This is a genomic window from Kribbella sp. NPDC051620 (assembly GCF_044453825.1).
Lineage (GTDB): Bacteria > Actinomycetota > Actinomycetes > Propionibacteriales > Kribbellaceae > Kribbella.
The window spans coordinates 393,740-412,997 of record NZ_JBITDB010000002.1 but is presented as its reverse complement, the minus strand read 5'-3'; the positions used below and the strand labels follow the sequence as shown (position 1 = coordinate 412,997).

The 19,258-nt window shown below is 68.0% G+C and carries 16 protein-coding genes; 12 read left to right on the top strand and 4 right to left on the bottom strand.

Annotated elements, in window-relative coordinates; translation table 11 throughout:
• The first annotated feature begins 105 nt into the window (after positions 1-105).
• Both ACIA12_RS09180 and ACIA12_RS09175 read left to right on the top strand, forming a co-directional pair.
• Positions 106-708, top strand: coding sequence for a hypothetical protein (locus tag ACIA12_RS09180; protein ID WP_396366399.1), 603 nt, complete (start codon positions 106-108; stop codon positions 706-708).
• Positions 705-4,040 carry a hypothetical protein gene (locus tag ACIA12_RS09175; RefSeq protein ID WP_396366398.1) on the top strand — a complete coding sequence of 1,112 codons (3,336 nt, stop codon included), beginning with the start codon at positions 705-707 and terminating at the stop codon, positions 4,038-4,040. Before ACIA12_RS09180 ends, ACIA12_RS09175 begins: the two co-directional genes overlap by 4 nt.
• Here the strand turns inward: ACIA12_RS09175 and ACIA12_RS09170 are convergent.
• From ACIA12_RS09170 to ACIA12_RS09160, 3 genes are all read right to left on the bottom strand, one after another.
• Entirely contained in the window at positions 4,037-4,828 is a 792-nt protein-coding gene (locus ACIA12_RS09170; protein ID WP_396366397.1) for a class I SAM-dependent methyltransferase, read from the bottom strand. The genes ACIA12_RS09175 and ACIA12_RS09170 overlap by 4 nt on opposite strands.
• Positions 4,829-4,959: 131 nt before the next feature.
• Positions 4,960-5,502, bottom strand: coding sequence for an SRPBCC family protein (locus tag ACIA12_RS09165; RefSeq protein ID WP_396366396.1), 543 nt, complete (start codon positions 5,500-5,502; stop codon positions 4,960-4,962).
• Entirely contained in the window at positions 5,499-6,068 is a 570-nt protein-coding gene (locus tag ACIA12_RS09160) for a TetR/AcrR family transcriptional regulator (RefSeq protein ID WP_396366395.1), read from the bottom strand. Before ACIA12_RS09160 ends, ACIA12_RS09165 begins: the two co-directional genes overlap by 4 nt.
• Before the next feature lie 141 nt (positions 6,069-6,209).
• Here ACIA12_RS09160 and ACIA12_RS09155 point away from each other — a divergent pair, with 141 nt between their 5' ends.
• The 10 genes from ACIA12_RS09155 to ACIA12_RS09110 all read left to right on the top strand — a co-directional run bounded on the left by ACIA12_RS09155 (position 6,210) and on the right by ACIA12_RS09110 (position 17,237).
• A complete protein-coding gene (locus tag ACIA12_RS09155; protein ID WP_396366394.1) occupies positions 6,210-7,127 on the top strand; it encodes an SGNH/GDSL hydrolase family protein in 918 nt (305 codons plus the stop codon).
• 143 nt (positions 7,128-7,270) lie between these two features.
• The gene (locus ACIA12_RS09150) at positions 7,271-8,176 is read left to right on the top strand and encodes a phosphotransferase family protein (protein WP_396366393.1); all 906 of its coding nucleotides are present in this window, start codon (positions 7,271-7,273) and stop codon (positions 8,174-8,176) included.
• 209 nt (positions 8,177-8,385) lie between these two features.
• Positions 8,386-9,876 carry a 30S ribosomal protein S1 gene (gene rpsA / locus ACIA12_RS09145; RefSeq protein WP_396366392.1) on the top strand — a complete coding sequence of 497 codons (1,491 nt, stop codon included), beginning with the start codon at positions 8,386-8,388 and terminating at the stop codon, positions 9,874-9,876.
• Positions 9,877-9,960: 84 nt separating this feature from the next.
• Positions 9,961-10,575, top strand: coding sequence for a dephospho-CoA kinase (coaE, locus tag ACIA12_RS09140; protein WP_396366391.1), 615 nt, complete (start codon positions 9,961-9,963; stop codon positions 10,573-10,575).
• 81 nt (positions 10,576-10,656) lie between these two features.
• On the top strand, positions 10,657-11,868 hold the full coding sequence (locus tag ACIA12_RS09135; RefSeq protein WP_396366390.1) for a PrsW family glutamic-type intramembrane protease: 1,212 nt from the start codon (positions 10,657-10,659) through the stop codon (positions 11,866-11,868).
• Entirely contained in the window at positions 11,865-12,926 is a 1,062-nt protein-coding gene (locus ACIA12_RS09130) for a hypothetical protein (RefSeq protein ID WP_396366389.1), read from the top strand. The genes ACIA12_RS09135 and ACIA12_RS09130 overlap by 4 nt, the downstream gene beginning before the upstream one ends.
• Entirely contained in the window at positions 12,923-13,849 is a 927-nt protein-coding gene (locus ACIA12_RS09125; RefSeq protein ID WP_396366388.1) for a hypothetical protein, read from the top strand. Before ACIA12_RS09130 ends, ACIA12_RS09125 begins: the two co-directional genes overlap by 4 nt.
• A 13-nt stretch (positions 13,850-13,862) precedes the next feature.
• Complete coding sequence (locus ACIA12_RS09120; RefSeq protein WP_396366387.1) at positions 13,863-14,627, top strand: hypothetical protein; 765 nt, start codon at positions 13,863-13,865, stop codon at positions 14,625-14,627.
• A 66-nt stretch (positions 14,628-14,693) separates the two neighbouring features.
• A complete protein-coding gene (gene uvrB, locus ACIA12_RS09115) occupies positions 14,694-16,799 on the top strand; it encodes an excinuclease ABC subunit UvrB (RefSeq protein WP_396366386.1) in 2,106 nt (701 codons plus the stop codon).
• A gap of 60 nt (positions 16,800-16,859) precedes the next feature.
• Complete coding sequence (locus ACIA12_RS09110) at positions 16,860-17,237, top strand: hypothetical protein (RefSeq protein WP_396366385.1); 378 nt, start codon at positions 16,860-16,862, stop codon at positions 17,235-17,237.
• A gap of 1,072 nt (positions 17,238-18,309) precedes the next feature.
• Here ACIA12_RS09110 and ACIA12_RS09105 read toward each other — a convergent pair.
• Positions 18,310-19,239: a nitrilase-related carbon-nitrogen hydrolase gene (locus ACIA12_RS09105; RefSeq protein ID WP_396366384.1), complete on the bottom strand. Its 930-nt coding sequence runs from the start codon at positions 19,237-19,239 to the stop codon at positions 18,310-18,312.
• Positions 19,240-19,258 lie beyond the last annotated feature (19 nt).

Below are 19,258 nucleotides of genomic sequence, written 5' to 3'. Positions count from 1 at the left end.
TGGTAGGAACGTCCATCAGCTTCGTACTGAACGGTAGTTCAAGTACGTGAAACTTGGATTTTCCGGACGGGGTCCCCGGAGTCCGACAGTGAGGTGGAGGACTCAATGCAGCGCAGTACCTTGCTCGGCGGAGCCCTGCTGGCAGTGGTTGCGGGTCTGTTGTGCCTGATCGGGGAAGCCCTCGGTCTGGACACGCAGCACGTGGCACTGGTCGGCGGGGCCCTGGGGGGAGTGGTCGGGCTGGTCCAGGAGCGCACGCCGGCCATGCGGGCGGCCGGCTTCTTGATCGGGCTCGTGGTTGCCTGGCTCGGATTCGCCATCCGGGCGCTTTACCTGCCCGACTCGGCATCGGGCCGGGCCGTGGCAGCGGCTCTGGTCGTCGTCGTATGCGTCCTGTTCACGGCCGGTTCCGCCAACCGGCTGCCGTTGTGGACGCTGTTGATCGGCGCGGCCGCGATGGTCGCCGTGTACGAGGAGAGCTACACCGCGGACAGTCCCGCGTTCCTGGCTCAGTCGCCGTCAGCCGCGACCGGCGTACTGCTGGCCGCTGGGATCGGGTTCCTGGCGACCTCGATCCAGGGGCCGTTGCGGGCACCGTCGAACCAGCGGACCGAGGATCCGCCGGCCACTGGCGAGCCCACGACCGAAGAGGCCCTGGTACCCGCGTCCACTCACGAGTTTTCCGCCACCGAAGGAGATCGCGCGTGAGCGCCCGACGTATCACCCGGGGACTGGCTGTCGCCGTCGCCGTCCCGACCGCCCTCGTCCTGTCGACGTCCCAGGCGCTGGCGACGGCGACCGCGCTGACCGCCGACCCGGTCAAGGTCACCAACACCGAGACCGTGCAGGCCCGGCTCGACCCGAGCGGCAAGGTCGAAGGCGCCCGCATCTACGAGCAGCTCGACTTCGCCGGCAAGGGCAAGGTCAAGCTCAGCAACCCGGTCTCGACCGATGGCCTGCGCAACCTGGACGGCTTCGGCGGTCCGACGGTCAAGGACGGCAAGATGAACGTCGACCTGACCGTCGACGGCGAGCAGCGGCTGCGGACGGTCAGCGACTTCGACAAGAAGAAGCTGCCGATCAAGGTCGCCGTCACGTACACCCTGAATGGCAAGAAGCTCAAGAAACCGGGCGATGCGGTCGGCAAGAACGGCCGGCTCGAAGCCCACTACCTGGTCGAGAACACCTCGGCCGAGTCGCGCGAGGTGACCATCACCGACGGCTTCGGCAAGAAGGTCACCGAGCAGTCCGACGTGGTCATCCCGATGGTCGGTCAGCTCACCACGGTGCTGCCGCCGGAGTTCACCGACGTCTCGTCGAACGAGGCGAACCGGGCCGGTGACGGCAAGGGCGGTACGAAGCTGAGCTTCACCGTCACGCTGTTCCCGCCGGTCGGCGCCGCGACGGCCGAGTTCGGCTGGTCGGCGGAGGTCAAGGACGCGGTCGTTCCCGAGGCCGAGCTGACCGCGCTGCCGGTCAGCCCGCTGGACAGCCCGTCCTTCAAGAGCGCCGTCAGCGGATACCAGACCGGCGCGGAGAAGGGCGTCGATCTCGTCGAGGGCGGCACCACCCTCGACACCAACCTGATCCGCCTCCGCGACGGCGCCCAGAAGCTGCTCGGCGGCCTGATCCAACTCAACGCCGGCGCCAAGACCCTCAACGACGGCCTCGCCAACCAGGCGGCTCCCGGAGCGAACAAGCTCTCGGACGGCGCGGCCCAACTGGCCGGCGGCCTCGGCGAACTCGACACCGGCGCCTCCCTGCTCCGCACCAAAACCGGCGAAGCAGCCGACGGCGCCAGCAAGATCAACGACGGCGCAGGCAAACTCAACAAGGGCGCCAAGGATCTCAGCGCCGGCGCGAACAAGCTCAAGGCCGGCACGGGCGAGCTGGAGGGCGGCGTCAACAAACTCAAGACCGGCACCGGCGACCTGAAGGCAGGCGCCGGCAAACTCAAGGCAGGCACCGGCGACCTGAAGACGGGTGCCGGCAAACTAAAGGCCGGTACCACCGACCTGAAAGCCGGCGCCGGCAAACTCAAGGCCGGAACCGGCGACCTGAAGACAGGAGCCGGCAAGCTGAAGGCCGGTACCGGTGATCTCAAGACCGGCGCGGGCACACTGAAGGCCGGCACCGGCGACCTGAAGACGGGTGCTGGCAAGCTGAAGGCCGGTACCGGTGATCTCAAGACCGGCGCGGGCACACTGAAGGCCGGCACCGGCAACCTCAAGGCGGGTACCGGCAAGCTCGCGGCGGGCCTGGATGAGGCGACTGGCAAGGCTCCTTCGTTGATCGAGGGGCTGAACCAGATCAGCGGTGGCCTGACCGGTGTCGAGGACGGCCTGGTGCAGATGTACGGCGGTATCGGCCAACTGCCCACGAAGGCGCAAGCGCTGCACGCCGGTGTGAAGCAGCTCCAGGACGGGATCGGCTCCGTCGGCGCCGAAGGAACGCTGCTCGGCGGACTCGAGAGCCTCAAGAAGCAGCTGGCCGCAGCCGGTCCTGGCATCGACAAGATGCGCGGCGGCGTCGACTGTGCATCCGACGCATTGAAGGGGGTCAGCAACGGCAAGGCCGTCGGTACGTACGACGAAGCCTGCTACGGTCCCGCGGCCGCGCTGCTGAACGGTCCGGCCGGAGCGTTGAACGCCGGGCCGGAGACGAACACCGTCAAGAAGCTGATCCTGGACTCATTGATCGGTCAGCTTGGTTCGATCAACGGTTCGACGCCTGACCTGGACAAGCCGTTGCCGGACTCGGCCACGATGCAGGAGGCGCTCGCGTATCTGAAGGGCCGGCTGACTCAGCGGGCCGTTCCGGGCATCGCGCAGTTGCAGTGCGGGCTCGACAATCGGGTCTCGGGTTGCCCGGACTCGAAGCCGGGTCTGGTACAGGGTCTTGATCTCGTCGATGCCGGAATCAGCCAGCTGGTCTCCAGTGTGGTCGCCAGCGTGCAAGGCGGAATCGGCGAGGCGACCGACACACCCGCGAACAAGACCCTGCGCGGCGGAATCAACGGACTGCAAGCAGGGGTCGGGCAGATTCAGGAGGGTGGCAAGACCCTGCTGGCCGGACTGAACCTGCTGTCAGATGGCGCCGACCAGGTCGACCTCGGTGCTGGTGCGCTCGATACCGGTGCTGGAGTGTTGAAGTCGGGCGCTGAGCAGCTCGACACGGGCGCTGGCGCGTTGAAGTCCGGTGCTGAGCAGCTCGACACGGGTGCTGGCGCGTTGAAGTCCGGTGCTGAGCAGCTCGATACTGGTGCGGGTGCGTTGAAGTCTGGTGCTGAGCAGCTTGATTCCGGGGCTGGTGCGTTGAAGAAGGGTGCTGGGGACCTGGACACGGGTGCCGGTGCGCTGAAGAAGGGTGCTGGGGATCTTGATGCTGGTGCTGGGGCGCTCAAGGACGGGGCTGGGAAGCTCGACTCCGGTGCGGGGCAGTTGAAGGTTGGGGCTGGGGCGCTTGACAACGGCGCCTGGGCGTTGGCCGGTGGAGCCGGACAGCTCAAGAACGGCGTTGGTGTCTTGGTGAACGGGACCGGGCAGCTTGACAGCGGGCTTGGGTTGCTGGCTGATGGCACTGGCAAGTTGGCTGACGGGGTCGGCAAGGCCAAGAGCGGGTCCGATCAGCTGGCGCAGGGGTCCAAGGACCTGGCGACCGGCATCGGGTCGGCTGCTGATGGGTCGGGCAAGTTGGCCGACGGGCTGGAGACCGCGTCGCAAGGTGGCAAGGCGCTTCCTGAGGGGGCCGACAGGCTGTCCAAGGAAGGCGCCAAGGAGCTGACGAAGAAGGGTGCGGCTACTGCGCTCGACTTCAGCCGGCGGTACGGGATGCTGTCAGCCTCCGCCAATCGCGCCAAGACCGAGTCGATGCCGTTCGGTGCTCCTGAGGGAGCGGCCGGCGCGACTGCGTACTCGCTGAAGCTGGCGGGGGACACCGGTGAGGGTGGGCGTAGCTGGGTGCGGCTGCTTGTCGGCCTCGGTGTCTTCGGGGTGGCAATCGGAGCGACCGGGTTGTTGCGGCGCCGGTTGAGTAGCTAGGGCTTGTGGGCGGACCAGATCGCGGTACCGGGTACGAGCCGGCCGCGGTCTGGTCCCCAGCCGCCCCAGATGTTGTCGTTGCCGGCCGGCCACTCGGGTTCGAGTAGGTCGTCGATGATGAAGCCGGCGGTGGTGAGGGCGCGGATCCAGTCGCCGGTGGTGCGGTGGTGCTCCGCATAGATGGGGGTGCCGTCGGCGTCCACCTCGACGTACGGGGTGCGGTCGAAGTACGACTGGGTGATTCGGAGGCCGGCCGGGGTCGGGTCGTCCGGCATGCTCCATCTGATCGGATGCGTCACCGAAAAGACGAGAAGCCCGCCAGGCTTGAGAATCCGCGCGATCTCCGCGAGCGCCGCCTCCGCATCAGCAACGAACGGCAACGCGCCGAACGCCGAGCAGGCGATGTCAAACGCGTTGTTTCCAAAGGGAATCGCGACCGCGTCGGCAGCAACAGTCCGTACTGCGCTCCCGGTACGCCGATCCAGTTCCCGCCCGACCCGGAGCTGCTCCACCGAGATGTCGAAGGCAATCACATCCGCGCCCTGCCCGACGAGCCACCGCGAACACTGCGCAGCCCCGCACCCAACCTCCAGCACCCGCTTCCCCCGCACCGGCCCAAGCAACTGAGCCGCAGCCTCATCCACCCCCTCGGGCGACCAGATGAACCGATCGTCCCCAAGAAACTCCCCATGCTCCGCCAGATACTCCTCAGCCGCCGAGTCCCAGTAGGTCCGACTGGCCCTGGACGTCTCGGACTCACTCAACTCCACCCGCCGCGGCTCAACCACCCACGCAGCCTATCGGTGGCCCAGCGTGTCCCAAGCGACAGGACATAGTGCCGGTCCTGCGGACATCCGCCGCCTCGGTGAGCGTGGCGCTCGCCCGAATATCCGACTATGTCCTGTCGCTCGGGACAAGCTCAGGACGTGGCGCGTGCGGCGAGGGCGCGGTTCATGGCTTCGAATTGGGGCTTGATGGTTTTGTTCAGCATGCTCACCGTGAAGGGGACGGCGATGCCGTTGAAGCGTTCTTCCTGGGTCAGGCGGGAGCGGCCGTTGGGGAGGGGGTCGATGCGGAAGGAGTGTTCGCCGTTGAAGATGCCGCCTGGGGGGATTTTGCCGATCCAGCGGAGTTCTTTGCCAGGGGTGACGGTGAGGAGTTCGGGGGTGAAGGTGGTTTCGTCGCCGTTGGTGTCCTTGAGGACGTTGGTGATGGTGGCGCCGGTCTTCAGGTCGCCGGTGGACGAGATGATGAAGGGGTTCCAGTCGGGGTAGGCGGCGCGATCGGCCAGCACCTTCCAGACCTCGTCGGGGGTCGCGTCGATCTCGATCTCGGTGTGGAGCACGGTGGTGTGGGCTATCGCGTAGACGCAGTAGCCGGCCAGCAGTACTACGACGGCGGCCAAGGCGGTGAGTACGCGGCGGCGTACGGGTGACTTCTTCGTGGCGGTGGCGGTGGTCATTGGGGCTCCTCGGGGCCTAGGACGCTGCGGACGAGCGTCTTCGCGTAGTCGGGGGTCAGCGGTTCGCCGGTGACGAGCAGGCGGTAGTACAGGGGGCCGACCAGTTGGTCGACCAGGACGGCGGGGGAGACGTGGTCCAGTACGAGGCCGGCTTCCTGTGCCTTGGCGACCACGGCCGTGACGGCTCGGTGGCGCTCGGCCCAGAGCGCGCGGACGCTCTCGCCGACACGCGGTTCGCGGGCGGCGGCAGCTGCCAGGTCGGCGATCAGGGTCGCCGGGGTCGCGGCGAGGTTGGCGGCGATCGCGGTGATGAGCTTGGTCAGGTCGCCACGCGGATCGTCGGTCGGTTCGAACGGGACTTCCTCGCGCAGGTTGGTGATCAGCGCGACCACCAGCTCGGCCTTGGAGGCCCAGCGCCGGTACAGCGTCGTCTTCGCGACCCCGGCCCGCTCGGCGACCCGGTCGATCGACAGCGCGTCGTACCCGCCCTGGCGGATCTCTGCCGCCGCGGCCGCCAGCACTCTGCCCTCGACCGCGGTGTCGCGCGGTCTGCCTCGTCCGGCCATCTCGACCTCCTTTTCGATACTGGAGTAGCGTAATTCAAGAACGGAAAATTGTCAGGGCCCAGCCCTTGCCGAAAAGGTGAGTTTTCTTCAAGCTGACTCGTACTGTTACCGACCAGTCACTTAACGTTGAAGGCGGGCAGCATGCAGAAGAGATCAGTACGTGCTCGGACGGTCGCGGTACTCGCCGTGACCGGGTTGCTCGTCGCCGGACCGGTAGCGGCCACGGCTCAAGCGACCACGACTCAGGCGGCCGAGACGCCGCTCGTCTATGTGGCGATGGGTGACTCCTACGCCGCCGGCTCCCTGGTGTTGCCGGCGAAGGAGCTGTTCACCTGCGCGCGATCGGCGGTCAACTACCCGTCCCTCATCGCCCAGCAGGTCCAGCCGGCGACCTTCCGCGATGTGACCTGTGGCGGCGCCCAGACCAAAGACTTCGCGAACCCACAGCCGGGGATCATCAGCGGTACCGCGGCACCGCAGTACGACGCCCTGAGTGCGGACACCACGCTCGTCACGGTCGGCATCGGTGGCAACGACATCGGCCTCGTCGGGCTCGCGTTCTCCTGCGTGAACCTGCTGCCGCAGCCGGTCGGGACGTCGTGCAAGGCGACCAACACCGCGGGCGGCGTCGACAGGCTCGCGCGGAGCATCGACGCGTTCGCGCCGACGTACGGGACGGTGATCGACGAGATCCGGCAGCGGGCGCCGCACGCGAAGATCCTGATGGTCGGCTACCCGACGGCGATCAAGAAGAGCGGCTGCTGGCCGGTCGTCCCGGTCTGGGCGGCGGACGCGGACTACCTGCAGGCGGCGCTGACGCGGCTGAACGTCCGGATGGCCGAGCAGGCGCAACAGCACGGTGCGACGTACGTCGATCTGGCCACGCCCAGCATCGGGCACGACATGTGCAAGGGCGTCGCGACCCGATGGATCGAGGGACTGATCCCGAACGTGGTGACGAACGGACTCGTCCCGCTGCACCCCAACGCGGCCGGCCTGCGCAACGCAGTACCGACGGTGCTGGCCGCGGCTGGGCTCGTAGCACCCGCCAAGGCCTAACCGGCACTCCAAGGCGTAAATGCGCGTCAATGCGCTCCAAGGCGTGAACCGGCGCTGCCGCCACGCTCAGCTCGCCGGTGAGGACGCTCTCGCCGGCGGGCTCGTGTGTGGTGGTGTCCGTGGCGTGCGGCAGGATGCGCGGCATGGACGATTTCGGGGCGATCGCGGCCAGTGCGGTGCCGCTGACCGGCGGGTACGGCGGGGAGACCTTCGCGGTGAGCGCCGGCGGCGAAGACGCCGTACTGAAGCTTTACGGCAAGCGTCCGGCGCGCGCGGCGGTCGACGCCTCGCTGATGCGGCTCGTGCGCGGACTACTACCGGTGCCCCGGGTGCTGGACGCCATGCCCGACCCCGCGGGCGACGGTGCTCCTCCTTATGTCTTGTACGAGCGGCTGCCCGGCGTGAATCTGGAGACTTATCTCGCGACGGCCGGCGACGCGGAGCGGCGGAAGGTGGGGGAGCAGCTCGGTGAGCTCCTCGTGCGGCTGAGTGGGATGCCGTTCCTGAGCTTCGGCGACTTCGTCGGGCGGGAGCTGGCGATCGAGCCGTTCGGGGTCGGCGACCTGGAGGACTTCTTCAGGGCGCATGCCGGTGAGATCGGGCTGACGCGTGAGCAGGTCGACCGGTTCGCCGGCGTGATCGACGAGGCGGAGGACCTGGCCGCGACCGGGGTGGACCGGATCTGCCTGGTGCACAGTGACTTCAACCCGAAGAACCTGCTGGTCGATCCGGAGAACGCGGTGGTCACCGGGCTGATCGACTGGGAGTTCGCGCATGCGGGTTCCGTGTACGCCGACTTGGGCAACCTGCTGCGGTTCACCACCGACCCGGTGCTCACGGGGGCGGTCCTGGGGGTGGTACGGGCCGGTTTCGACCTCGGAGACAGGCTGGTCGACCGGGCCCGGGCAGCGGATCTCTGGGCGCTGATCGACCTCGCGGCACGGTCTGCGGCGAACCCCGTGGCGGCCGCTGCGAACGCGCTGATCACCCGGATCTGCGACACGGGCGAGCTCGCGGGCGGCCGCCCGGACCCGGACGTCGTACATTGAGACCAGTGGCACGTCGAGAGACCTCGGCGGGCGGCCGGTCGTCACCGGGTGCCCCGGGTTGCCGTGCCCTCCGTCATACACGTATTCTGTGAGATGCGCTATGGGCCCGCGCGACCTCAGACGGAGCAGGCTCGTGCTCGCAGCAAGATGCGATCCAACGGCCATTGCGCACCCGTACGACACCATCAGCCCACGGAGCAACTCACCACATGACGGCCAGCATCGAGGCACCTCTCGACCCCGCAGTACGCACCACCCCGCAGGTAGCGGTCAATGACATCGGGTCGGAGGAAGACTTCCTCGCGGCGATCGATCTGACCATCAAGTACTTCAACGACGGCGACATCGTTGAGGGGACCATCGTCAAGGTCGACCGGGACGAGGTTCTCCTCGACATCGGTTACAAGACCGAGGGCGTCATCCCGTCGCGCGAGCTGTCGATCAAGCACGACGTCGACCCGAACGAGGTCGTCAACGTCGGCGACCACGTCGAGGCCCTGGTTCTCCAGAAGGAGGACAAAGAAGGCCGCCTGATCCTTTCGAAGAAGCGCGCCCAGTACGAGAAGGCCTGGGGCACGATCGAGAAGATCAAGGAAGAGGACGGCGTCGTCACCGGTACCGTCATCGAGGTCGTCAAGGGTGGACTCATCCTGGACATCGGCCTGCGCGGCTTCCTGCCCGCCTCGCTCGTCGAGATGCGCCGGGTCCGCGACCTCCAGCCGTACGTCGGCCAGGAGATCGAGGCCAAGATCATCGAGCTCGACAAGAACCGCAACAACGTGGTTCTGTCGCGTCGCGCCTGGCTGGAGCAGACGCAGTCCGAGGTGCGGATGAACTTCCTCACCCAGCTGCAGAAGGGCCAGATCCGCAAGGGTGTCGTCTCCTCGATCGTCAACTTCGGCGCGTTCGTCGACCTCGGCGGCGTCGACGGTCTGGTGCACGTCTCGGAGCTGTCCTGGAAGCACATCGACCACCCGACCGAGGTGGTCGAGGTCGGCCAGGAGGTCACCGTCGAGGTGCTGGACGTCGACATGGACCGCGAGCGCGTCTCGCTGTCGCTGAAGGCGACCCAGGAAGACCCGTGGCAGCAGTTCGCCCGGACCCACCAGATGGGCCAGATCGTGCCCGGCAAGGTCACCAAGCTGGTTCCGTTCGGTGCGTTCGTCCGGGTGGAGGAGGGCATCGAGGGTCTGGTGCACATCTCCGAGCTGGCCGAGCGTCACGTCGAGATCCCGGAGCAGGTCGTTCAGGTGAACGACGATGTGATGGTCAAGATCATCGACATCGACCTCGAGCGTCGCCGGATCTCGCTGTCGCTGAAGCAGGCCAACGAGGGTGTCGACCCGGTCTCGGACGACTTCGACCCCACGCTGTACGGCATGGCGGCGACGTACGACGACCAGGGCAACTACGTCTACCCCGACGGCTTCGACCCGGAGACGGGCGAATGGCTCGAGGGCTTCGACGCTCAGCGCGAGGAGTGGGAGCGGCAGTACGCCGAGGCCCACACGCGCTGGGAGGCCCACAAGAAGCAGATCGAGGACGCCAAGACCGCGGACGTCGAGGCCGGCGAGGCCTCCACGTACTCCTCGGCCACCGGCGGCAGCGCGGCTCCGAAGGACGACGCACCCGCCGAGGGCGCGCTCGCTTCCGACGAGGCGCTCCAGGCTCTCCGCGAGAAGCTGACCGGCCAGGGCTGACAGTCACCCTGTAGTACTTGCAAGACCCGAGACCCCCGCACCCCCGTACTGGGTGCGGGGGTCTCGTCCTTGTACGGTGCTTGCGTGCTGAGAGTCGGATTGACCGGAGGAATCGGGTCGGGCAAGAGCTCCGTGTCGTCGCGGCTGGCGGCCCGGGGTGCCGTGGTGATCGACTCGGATGTGCTGGCCCGGGAGGTGGTTGCCCGGGGCACTGATGGGTTGGCTGAGGTGGTCGCGGTGTTCGGCGACGTCTTGACTGCTGAGGGAGAGCTGGATCGGCCGGCGGTCGGGCGGATCGTGTTCGGGGACGAGGTTGCCCGGCGGAAGCTGGAGGCGATCATTCATCCGCGGGTACGAGCGCGAGCGGCTGAGATCGAGAGCGCGGCGCCGGCGGATGCTGTCGTGGTGCACGACATTCCCTTGCTGGTGGAGACCGGGCAGGGCGGCAGTTTCGATCTGGTGCTGGTGGTCGATGTGCCGCCGGAGGTACAGGTCGAGCGGCTGACCCGGGATCGTGGGATGACCGACGAGGAAGCGAAGGCCCGGATCGCCAGCCAGGCAACGCGGGAGCAGCGGCTGGCGGTCGCGGATCTGGTCGTCGACAATGCCGGCAGTCTCGAACAGCTGGACGCCCGGATCGACGAGCTCTGGCCCGGACTGCTGAGCCGAGCAGGACACGGTCCGGCCACGAAAGGGTGACCCTTGGGCCCGAAATGATGATTCCGGGCCGAGCTGTTGGAGAATCTTCCCGGTCCGCAAGTCCGAGGTTGGGAGGGTGGCGTGGAGTGTCCGCGCTGTAGCTCTGACGTTCCCGAGGTATCGCATTTCTGCCACCACTGTGGCAACGATCTGCAGACCGGGGACGCCGAGCGCAAGAAGGCCTATGCGGCCAGACCGGACGAGCCGGTGGCTTCGTTCAAGCTGGTCTCGACGATCATGCCGCAGGGCGCGGGCCGCCAGCCGTACACCTACCGGGTCGCGCTCGGCATCGCGCTGCTGCTGACCGTGGTGACGGCCGCGCTCGGCGCGCTGCCGGTCGCGATCATGATCGCCGCGTTCGCCATCCCGATCGTCTACATCCTCTACATCTACGACGTGAACCTGTGGGAGGACGAGCCGGTCCCGGTGGTCGCCGCGGCGTTCGTGCTGACCGGTGTGCTGGCCGCGGTGTTCACCTGGTTGTGGTCCGACAAGATCGGCCTGTCGACCGACCTGATCGGCGGCAACGCGGCGAGTCCGGCCGGGAGCGACCTGCTGATCCTGGTACTGCTCGTCCCGGTCGTCTCGGAGCTGATCCGGCAGATCGGCCCGCTCTACCTCGCCTCGCGGCCGCGGTACGACGACCTGATGGACGGCTTCACGTTCGGCGTGGTGGCCGGTGTCGGCTTCGCTTGTTTCGAGACGCTCGTACTGCACTGGGGCTGGATCAGCGGCGGCTTCGCCGGTCCGGGCAGCAGCGCGGGCACCTGGATCTCCGTCGTCTTGCTGCAGGGGTTCGTGAAACCGCTGATCTACGGATCGGCGACCGGTCTCGCGGTGGCGGAGTTCTCCGGGCTGGGGGAGAAGTACGACGGGTTCACGCCGCGCTGGGTGGCCGGCCTGATCCAGGCGATGGTGGTGAACGCGCTGTTCCAGGGCGGTGTGTACCTGCTCGGCTTCGTCGGCGGGCACGGCTCGACGATCGGTGCGGTGCTCGGCGTGCTCTGGGGTCTGGTGCTGCTCGGGGCGCTGATCATTCGCGTCCGTACAGTGCTCCACAAGGGTCTGCTGGAGGCGGCCCTCGAGTCGGCCGCCCGTGGTGGGTCGAACCACGCGTCGGGTGAGCTGGCGTTCTGCTCGCGCTGTGAGATGCCGCTGCTGCCGCACTCGGACTTCTGCTCCGCTTGTGGCAACTCGGTCCGCTCCGTGCCGAAGTCCGAGCGCGGTGTGGCGGTGCAGGGGAGCGCGCCGGCTGTCGGCTACGACGGGATGACTGGGGAGACGCAGGCATGAGCAACCAGCAACCGCCGTACGGAGGCCAGCCGGGGCAGCAGCCACCGCAGGGCCCGCCGCCGGGGTACGGGCGGCCGCCACAGGGACCGCCTCCGCAGGGACCGCCTCCGCAGGGACCGCCTCCGCAGGGACCGCCGCCCGGCTACGGACAGCCGGGCCAGCCGCCGTACCAGGGGCCGCCGCCGCAGGGGCCGCCGCCGGGGTATGGACAGCCGGGGCAGCCTCCGTACCAGGGTTCGCCTCAGCAGGGCCAGCCTCAGCAGGGCCGGCCTCAGCATGGGCCGCCGCCTGGGTATGGGCAGGCGCCGTACCAGGGGCAGCAGCCGCCGCAGGGGTATCCGCAGCAGCCGGGCTACCCCGGCCAGCAGCAGTACCCGGGGCAGTGGGGGCAGCCGGGCGCGCAGTACAGCGGTGGTGGCCGGCAAGGACCGAACAAGATCCTGCTGCTCGCCGGTGGAGGTCTCGCCGCGGTAGCTGTCATCGGTGTCGTGCTGGCGTTCGTATTCGGTGGCAACGACGACAAGAAGATCGATGCGTCGCCGAGCGTCCCCACCGCCACCCAGCCGAGCACTGAGCCGAGCAACGAGCCCAGTACGCCGGCCGACGACACGGGCATCGACGTCGCCGAGGGGGTCCGCGTGACCCCGGCGCCCGGCTACAAGCGCGAGTCGCTCGCGAAGTACACCGGCGTCTACCTGCTCAACAAGGGCGAGGCGTACTTCATGGTGAACGCCTTCAAGCCGAACCCGGGCGAGACCCCGGCGTCGGCGCTGGCGAACCTGTTCACGGTCGAGACGAAGGGCCTGGACCAGGTCAAGAAGAACAAGCCGTTCGAGAGCTCGCCCACCGCCGGCAACGTCAAGTACCTGGCGTCGCAGAGCTACACCGCCGTGTCGACGAGCCAGAGCGGCACGCTCAAGGTGGTCGGCCTGGTCGGCGTCATCCAGCGCCAGGACGGCGTCCTGACGATCATTCAGGTGTACGGCCGCGAGGACAAGAAGGACGCCGTCCAGAAGGCCGTCACCACGATGCTGGATTCGGTGATCAAGAGCCAGTGAACAACAAGCGCGACAAAGGCCAGCCACCCCGCAACCCGTGGGTGCGGAAGACCGGCGCCGAGGAGGACGACGAGTCCACCACCCCGGAGCCGGAGCTACCGCCGTCCCCCTGGTCGCTGGAGGTCCCCGCTCGTCCACCGTCCCCCTGGGACACGCCAGGCGCCGGTACTGCGGGGTCTGCGCCGTCCACGTGGGATGCGGCGGGCACTACTCCACCAGCGGCGGGCGGCACCGGAGTACAGGGTGCTACTGAGACCGACGCGCCGTGGGGCGATCGAGTGGGTCCGCCGTCCCTGCGTCGGCCCGAGCCGGTCAAGAAGGGGTTCAAGCTGCCGCCGGTGGCGATCCCCATCGCTGCAGGGCTCGCTGTTGTAGTACTGGTCGCTGTAGCGCTAGTCCTGCTGACCGGGGGAGACGACAAGGCCGCCGACCCCGGCCCGGTCCCCACGGTCACGCCGGCACCGTCGTACACGCCGCCGTCGAACGCGCTGCCGGTGCAGTTCGGCGTCTCGATCGTGCCGGCGCCCGGCTGGAACGTGGTCGCCAAGGAGACGAACGGCAAGCAGGTCGCCATCTACGGGCCGGACGGCGCGCCCCGGGCCTTCCTGTGGGTCCGGCAGAAGCAGAACGTCACCGCGAACGCGTTCGTGGTCGGCATCGTCGAGGGCGAGACCAAGGACAAGATCGCCAAGCTCGACAACGTACGGAACCTGCAGTGCCCCAAGGACGTCTTGGTGGAGTGCGTCGCGCTCTCCTACACCATCACCCCGACCCCGGGCGCCTCGATCAAGGGCGACGTGGCGGCGTACCGGCGCAAGGACGGCGTGGTCACCGCACTGGACTACCAGGCAGGGGCCGACTTCGCCGCGACCGCCGATCCGGCAGTGGCGGCGATGAAGCAGTCGGTGCTCGACAGTCTTTGAGTGAGGGGCGAACATGAGCCAGCAGTACCGAACCCCACCGCCTCCGCCCGTCCAGGGCGGATGGGGTCCGGGCCCGATCGGACCGCAGTTCCGGCCGGCCAGATCGTCGAAGACACAGTGGATCGTGATGGGCTGCGCCGTGCTCGCGGTGTTGCTGATCGCGATCGGCGTGGTGCTGATGGTGACCGGCAAGGACGACGACGCCGGTACGCCGGTCGCCGGTGCGACCCCGGAGCCGGTGGGCACGCTGTTCACGCCTTCGCCGACGACCGCGCCGAGGACCAAGGGGCCGTACGACGTCGGCGTCGAGGTCGGCAAGGGCGTCTGGTTCACGCCGGCCAAGGGGTGGCTGCAGGGACCGGACAAGACGGTCGGCGGTCAGTACTGGATCCTGCAGGAGAACCGGCAGGGCGGGAAGCGCCGGGGATTCATCGACGGCTACTTCTGGGTCCGGCAGACGCAGCTGTACGACGCCAAGGGGTTCGCCGAGCACCTGGTCGACATCGAGTCGAACGGGTACAAGAACGTCAAGATCGGCAGGGGGACGCCGCTGGAGTGCGCGGCGCCCGTCTTGAAGTCCTGTTACACGATCACCTATACCGCGGACGTGCCGACGAAGAGCGGGAAGTTGCTGCCGTTCCGGGGCTTCATGACGGCGTACGAGGACCAGTACGGGCAGGTCACGGCGACCGACGTGGGGCTTGAGGTGAGCGTCTACGACCGGCGGGCCAAGGACCTGGCCGCGATGAACGAATCGGTGGTCAAGAGCTACTCCTAGGGGCTCCGGGCTCCGCTGTGGGCGGATTTTCGGAAACTGTCGGCGGGGCGTCGTACGGTGGGTGACATGAGACAGGTCACCGATCTCCAGCGTATGGTCGCGCCCCTCAAGGTCGTGTCCGACTTCGAACCGGCCGGCGACCAGCCGGCCGCGATCGCCGAGCTCGAGCGCCGGATCAACGCGGGCGAGCAGGACGTGGTGCTGCTGGGCGCCACTGGTACGGGCAAGACGGCCACGATGGCGTGGCTGGCGGAGAAGATCCAGCGGCCGATGCTGATCCTGCAACCGAACAAGACACTGGCCGCCCAGTTCGCGACCGAGCTGCGGCACTTCTTCCCGGAGAACGCGGTCGAGTACTTCGTCTCGTACTACGACTACTACCAGCCGGAGGCGTACGTCCCGCAGACGGACACCTACATCGAGAAGGACTCCTCGATCAACGAGGAGGTCGAGCGGCTGCGGCACTCGGCGACCTGGTCGCTGCTGACCCGGCGCGACGTGGTCGTGGTGGCGACCGTCTCCTGTATCTACGGTCTGGGCTCGGCCGACGAGTACCTGAACCGGATGATCCACGTGAAGGTCGGCGACGAGATGGACCGCGACGGTCTGCTCCGCAAGCTCGTCGGCGTGCAGTACGCGCGCAACGACCTGGCCGGCACCCGCGGCACCTTCCGGGTCCGCGGCGACACGCTCGAGGTCTTCCCGGTGTACCAGGAGCTGGCGGTCCGGGTGGAGTTCTTCGGCGACGAGATCGAGCGGGTGATGACGCTGCACCCGCTGACCGGCGAGGTGCTCAGCGAGGAGAACGAGCTCTACATCGGCGCCGCGACGCACTACGTGACCGCGCCCGAGAAGATGGAGCGCGCGATCGCCGGCATCGAGGCCGAGCTCGAGGAGCGGCTGGCCGAGCTGGAGCGCGGCGGACAACTGCTGGAGGCTCAGCGGCTGCGGATGCGGACGACGTACGACATCGAGATGATGCGTCAGATCGGCACCTGCTCGGGCATCGAGAACTACTCGCGGCACACGGACGGGCGGGAGCCGGGAACGGCGCCGCACTGTCTGCTGGACTACTTCCCCGAGGACTTCCTGCTGGTGATCGACGAGTCGCACGTCACCGTGCCGCAGATCGGCGGGATGTACGAGGGCGACATGTCGCGCAAGCGGACGCTGGTCGAGCACGGCTTCCGGCTGCCGTCGGCGATGGACAACCGGCCGTTGCGCTGGGAGGAGTTCCTGGAGCGGATCGGCCAGACGGTCTACCTGTCGGCGACTCCCGGGCAGTACGAGCAGGACAAGTCGGACGGGCACGTCGAGCAGATCATCCGGCCGACGGGTCTGATCGACCCCGAGGTGATCGTGAAGCCGACCAAGGGCCAGATCGACGACCTGATCCACGAGATCCGGATCCGGACCGAGCGCAACGAGCGGGTGCTGGTCACCACGCTGACGAAGAAGATGTCGGAGGACCTGACCGACTACCTGCTGGAGATGGGGATCCGGACCAGGTACCTGCACAGCGAGGTGGACACGCTGCGCCGGGTCGAGCTGCTCCGCGAGCTGCGGATGGGCGAGTACGACGTACTGGTCGGCATCAACCTGCTGCGAGAGGGCCTCGACCTGCCGGAGGTGTCGCTGGTCGCGATCCTCGACGCGGACAAGGAAGGCTTCCTGCGCTCGGGCCGGTCACTGATCCAGACGATCGGCCGTGCGGCCCGAAACGTCTCGGGCGCGGTCTTCATGTACGCCGACAAGATCACCCCGTCGATGGAGCAGGCGATCGACGAGACCAACCGTCGCCGCGCGATCCAGGTCGCGTACAACACCGAGCACGGCGTCGACCCGCAACCACTGCGCAAGAAGATCGCCGACATCACCGACATGCTCGCCCGCGAGGACGCCGACACCGCCGAACTCCTGGGCAACGGCCGCACCCAGTCCCGCGGCAAGGCCCCCGTCCCCGGCGGCGGCAAACTAAAGGCCGGCGAAAAGGCCCGCGAGCTGGCTGGCGGCCTCCCGTCCTCCGACCTCGCCGACCTCATCCAGCAACTAACCGACCAGATGCACAACGCCGCCGCAGAACTCCAGTTCGAGGTAGCTGCCCGCTACCGAGACGAAATCTCAGAACTCAAGAAGGAACTACGCCAAATGCTCAACGCCGGCGCCAAGTAGCAGCCCCACCTCCTCGTCGGCCCAGCCGCCGAGCCCGCGCTGGCGGCGGGCTCGACGGCTGTGAAATCTCACCCGCGCGCCGGACCCGACAACTGCTGCTTCCACCCGTTGGCCGGGGTGGGTACGCCGAGTCCATCGGATACGGGCGGAAGCCAACTGGCAGCTGAAGACGAAGCCGGCGGCAGCAGCGTCGGCGTACAGGCTGGTGGGAAGCCGCCGGCTGATGGTGAAGCTGGCGGCAGCGGGCTCGGCGTACGGGCTGGTGGGAAGCTGTCGCTGGTGGTGGAGCTGGGCTGTAGCGGGCCGGGGTACCGGTGGGGTCGGGCGTACGGGCTGGCGGCGGAGGAGTGTCACCTGCGCACTGGACTCGACAACTGCTGCTTCCACCCGTTGGTCGGGGTGGGTACGCCTGGTCCGTCGGGTGCGGGTGGAAGCTAGCTGGCAGTTGAAGACGAACACGGCGGCAGCGGCTTTGGCGTACCGGCTGGTGGGAAGCGGTCGGCTGATGGTGATGCTGGCGGTAGTGGACCGGGGTGCCGGCGGGGCCGGCGTGCGGACTGGCGGCGGTTGGAGTGTCACCTGCGTGCCGGGCCTGGGACCTGCTGGCTCCACCCGTTGGTCGGGTGGGTATGCCGGGTCCGTCGGGTGCGGGTGGAAGCTAGCTGGCAGTTGAAGAGGAACACGGCGGTAGCGGGTTCGGCGTACAGGCTGGCGGCGGTTGGAGTGTCACCTGCACGCCCGGCCCGAGAACTGCTGCTTCCACCCGCTCGTCGGGTGGATACGCCGGGTCCATCGGATGCGGGTGGAAGCTAACTGGCAGTTGAAGACGAGGCCGGCGCCAGCGACTTCGGCGTACGGGCTGGTGGGGAGCTGTCGGCTGGTGGTAGAGCTGGCGGTAGCGGATCGGGGTGCCGATGGGGTCGGCGTACCGGCTGGTGGGGAAGCTGTCGGCTGGTGGTGGAGCCGGCGGTAGTGGACCGGGGTGCCGGCGTGCGGGCTGGCGGGCTGGCGGCGGTTGGAGTGTCGCCTGCGTGCCGGGCCTGGGAACTGCTGCTTCCACCCGTTGGTCGGGTGGGTATGCCGGGTCCATCGGGTGCGGGTGGAAGCTAACTGGCAGTTGAAGGCGGAGCTGGCGGCAGAGGGTTCGGCGTACGGGCTGGTGAGAAGCTGCCGGCTGATGGTGAAGCCGGCGGCAGCGGGTTCGGCGTACCGGCTGGTGGGCTGTCGGCTGCTGGCGGTAGCGGGCCGGGGTGCCGGTGGGTTCGGCGTGCGGGCTGGCGGGCTGGCGGCGGTTGGAGTGTCACCTGCGTGCCGGGCCTGGGAACTGCTGCTTCCACCCGTCGGTCGGATGGGTATGCCGGGCCTAGCGGGTGCGGGTGGAAGCTAGCTGGCAGTTGAAGACGAAGCCAGCGGCAGCGACTTCGGCGTACCGGCTGGTGGGAAGGCGTCGGCTGATGGTGAAGGTGGCGGTAGTGGGCTTGGCGTGCGGGCCGGTGGGGAGCGGTGGGGGTCAGTCGGCTTTTCTGACTGTGTGTTGGGGGGATTCGTTGGTGGTGAGGGTGAAGATGTCGGGGCGGGAGTAGTGGCCTACTGGGTCGAAGTCTAGGAATGAGCGGTCTCGGTCGGAGAGGTCTAGTTCGGCTAGGAGGACGGTTTCGGTGGTGCGGGCGGGGGGAGCGAGGATGTCGCCCAAGGGGGAGATGATGGTGCTGCCGCCGTTGATGAGGATGGTGTCGGGGGTGCCGCCTTGGATGGGGTGGACGTCTGGGGGGAGGTCGGCGCGGATCAGGTACTGGTTGGCGCTGATTACGAAGCAGCGACCTTCCAAGGCGATGTGGCGCATCGTCGCTTGCCATTGGTCGCGGTCGTCGACTGTGGGGGCGCACCAGATGTCGATGCCCTTGGCGTACATGGATTGGCGGAACAGCGGGAGGTAGTTCTCCCAGCAGATGGCGGCGCCGAGTACGGCGTACTCGGTCTGGACCGCGGGCATGGTCGAGCCGTCGCCTTGGCCCCAGAGGTAGCGTTCGGCGGCGGTGGGTAGGAGTTTGCGGTGCTTGGCTGTCAGGCCGTCGGTGGCTGTGAAGAAGAGGGCGGTGCAGTAGAGGGTGCCGCCATCGCGTTCGATCACGCCGACGACTACATCGACGGCTAGCTGGGCGGACAGTTCCGCTAGTCGGGCGGTCTCGGGGCCTGGTACTGCGATCGCGGCCTCGCGATAGCGGCGGAAGAGGTCGCGACCTTCGGCGGACCTCGAACCGACCGTCACCCCGAAGTCGACGCCCTTCGGATAGCCACCGATGAACGCCTCCGGCAGTACCACCAGCCGGGCCCCGCCCGAGGCCGCCTCGCGGATGAAGTGCTCGGCTTTCGCCACGGTGGCAGGGGTATCGAAGAGAACAGACCCAGCCTGAACAGCAGCTACGACGACGGATGCCATCCCCGGAGCGTACGCCGTC

Bases quoted from the DNA above. Each gene is read 5' to 3' on its own strand.
- ACIA12_RS09160 (WP_396366395.1), bottom strand. From the start codon at position 6,068: ATGGCCGGACGAGGCAGACCGCGCGACACCGCGGTCGAGGGCAGAGTG.
- ACIA12_RS09105 (WP_396366384.1), bottom strand. From the start codon at position 19,239: ATGGCATCCGTCGTCGTAGCTGCTGTTCAGGCTGGGTCTGTTCTCTTC.
- ACIA12_RS09130 (WP_396366389.1), top strand. From the start codon at position 11,865: ATGAGCAACCAGCAACCGCCGTACGGAGGCCAGCCGGGGCAGCAGCCA.
- ACIA12_RS09120 (WP_396366387.1), top strand. From the start codon at position 13,863: ATGAGCCAGCAGTACCGAACCCCACCGCCTCCGCCCGTCCAGGGCGGA.
- uvrB (WP_396366386.1), top strand. From the start codon at position 14,694: ATGAGACAGGTCACCGATCTCCAGCGTATGGTCGCGCCCCTCAAGGTC.
- rpsA (WP_396366392.1), top strand. From the start codon at position 8,386: ATGACGGCCAGCATCGAGGCACCTCTCGACCCCGCAGTACGCACCACC.
- ACIA12_RS09155 (WP_396366394.1), top strand. From the start codon at position 6,210: ATGCAGAAGAGATCAGTACGTGCTCGGACGGTCGCGGTACTCGCCGTG.
- ACIA12_RS09150 (WP_396366393.1), top strand. From the start codon at position 7,271: ATGGACGATTTCGGGGCGATCGCGGCCAGTGCGGTGCCGCTGACCGGC.
- ACIA12_RS09180 (WP_396366399.1), top strand. From the start codon at position 106: ATGCAGCGCAGTACCTTGCTCGGCGGAGCCCTGCTGGCAGTGGTTGCG.
- ACIA12_RS09165 (WP_396366396.1), bottom strand. From the start codon at position 5,502: ATGACCACCGCCACCGCCACGAAGAAGTCACCCGTACGCCGCCGCGTA.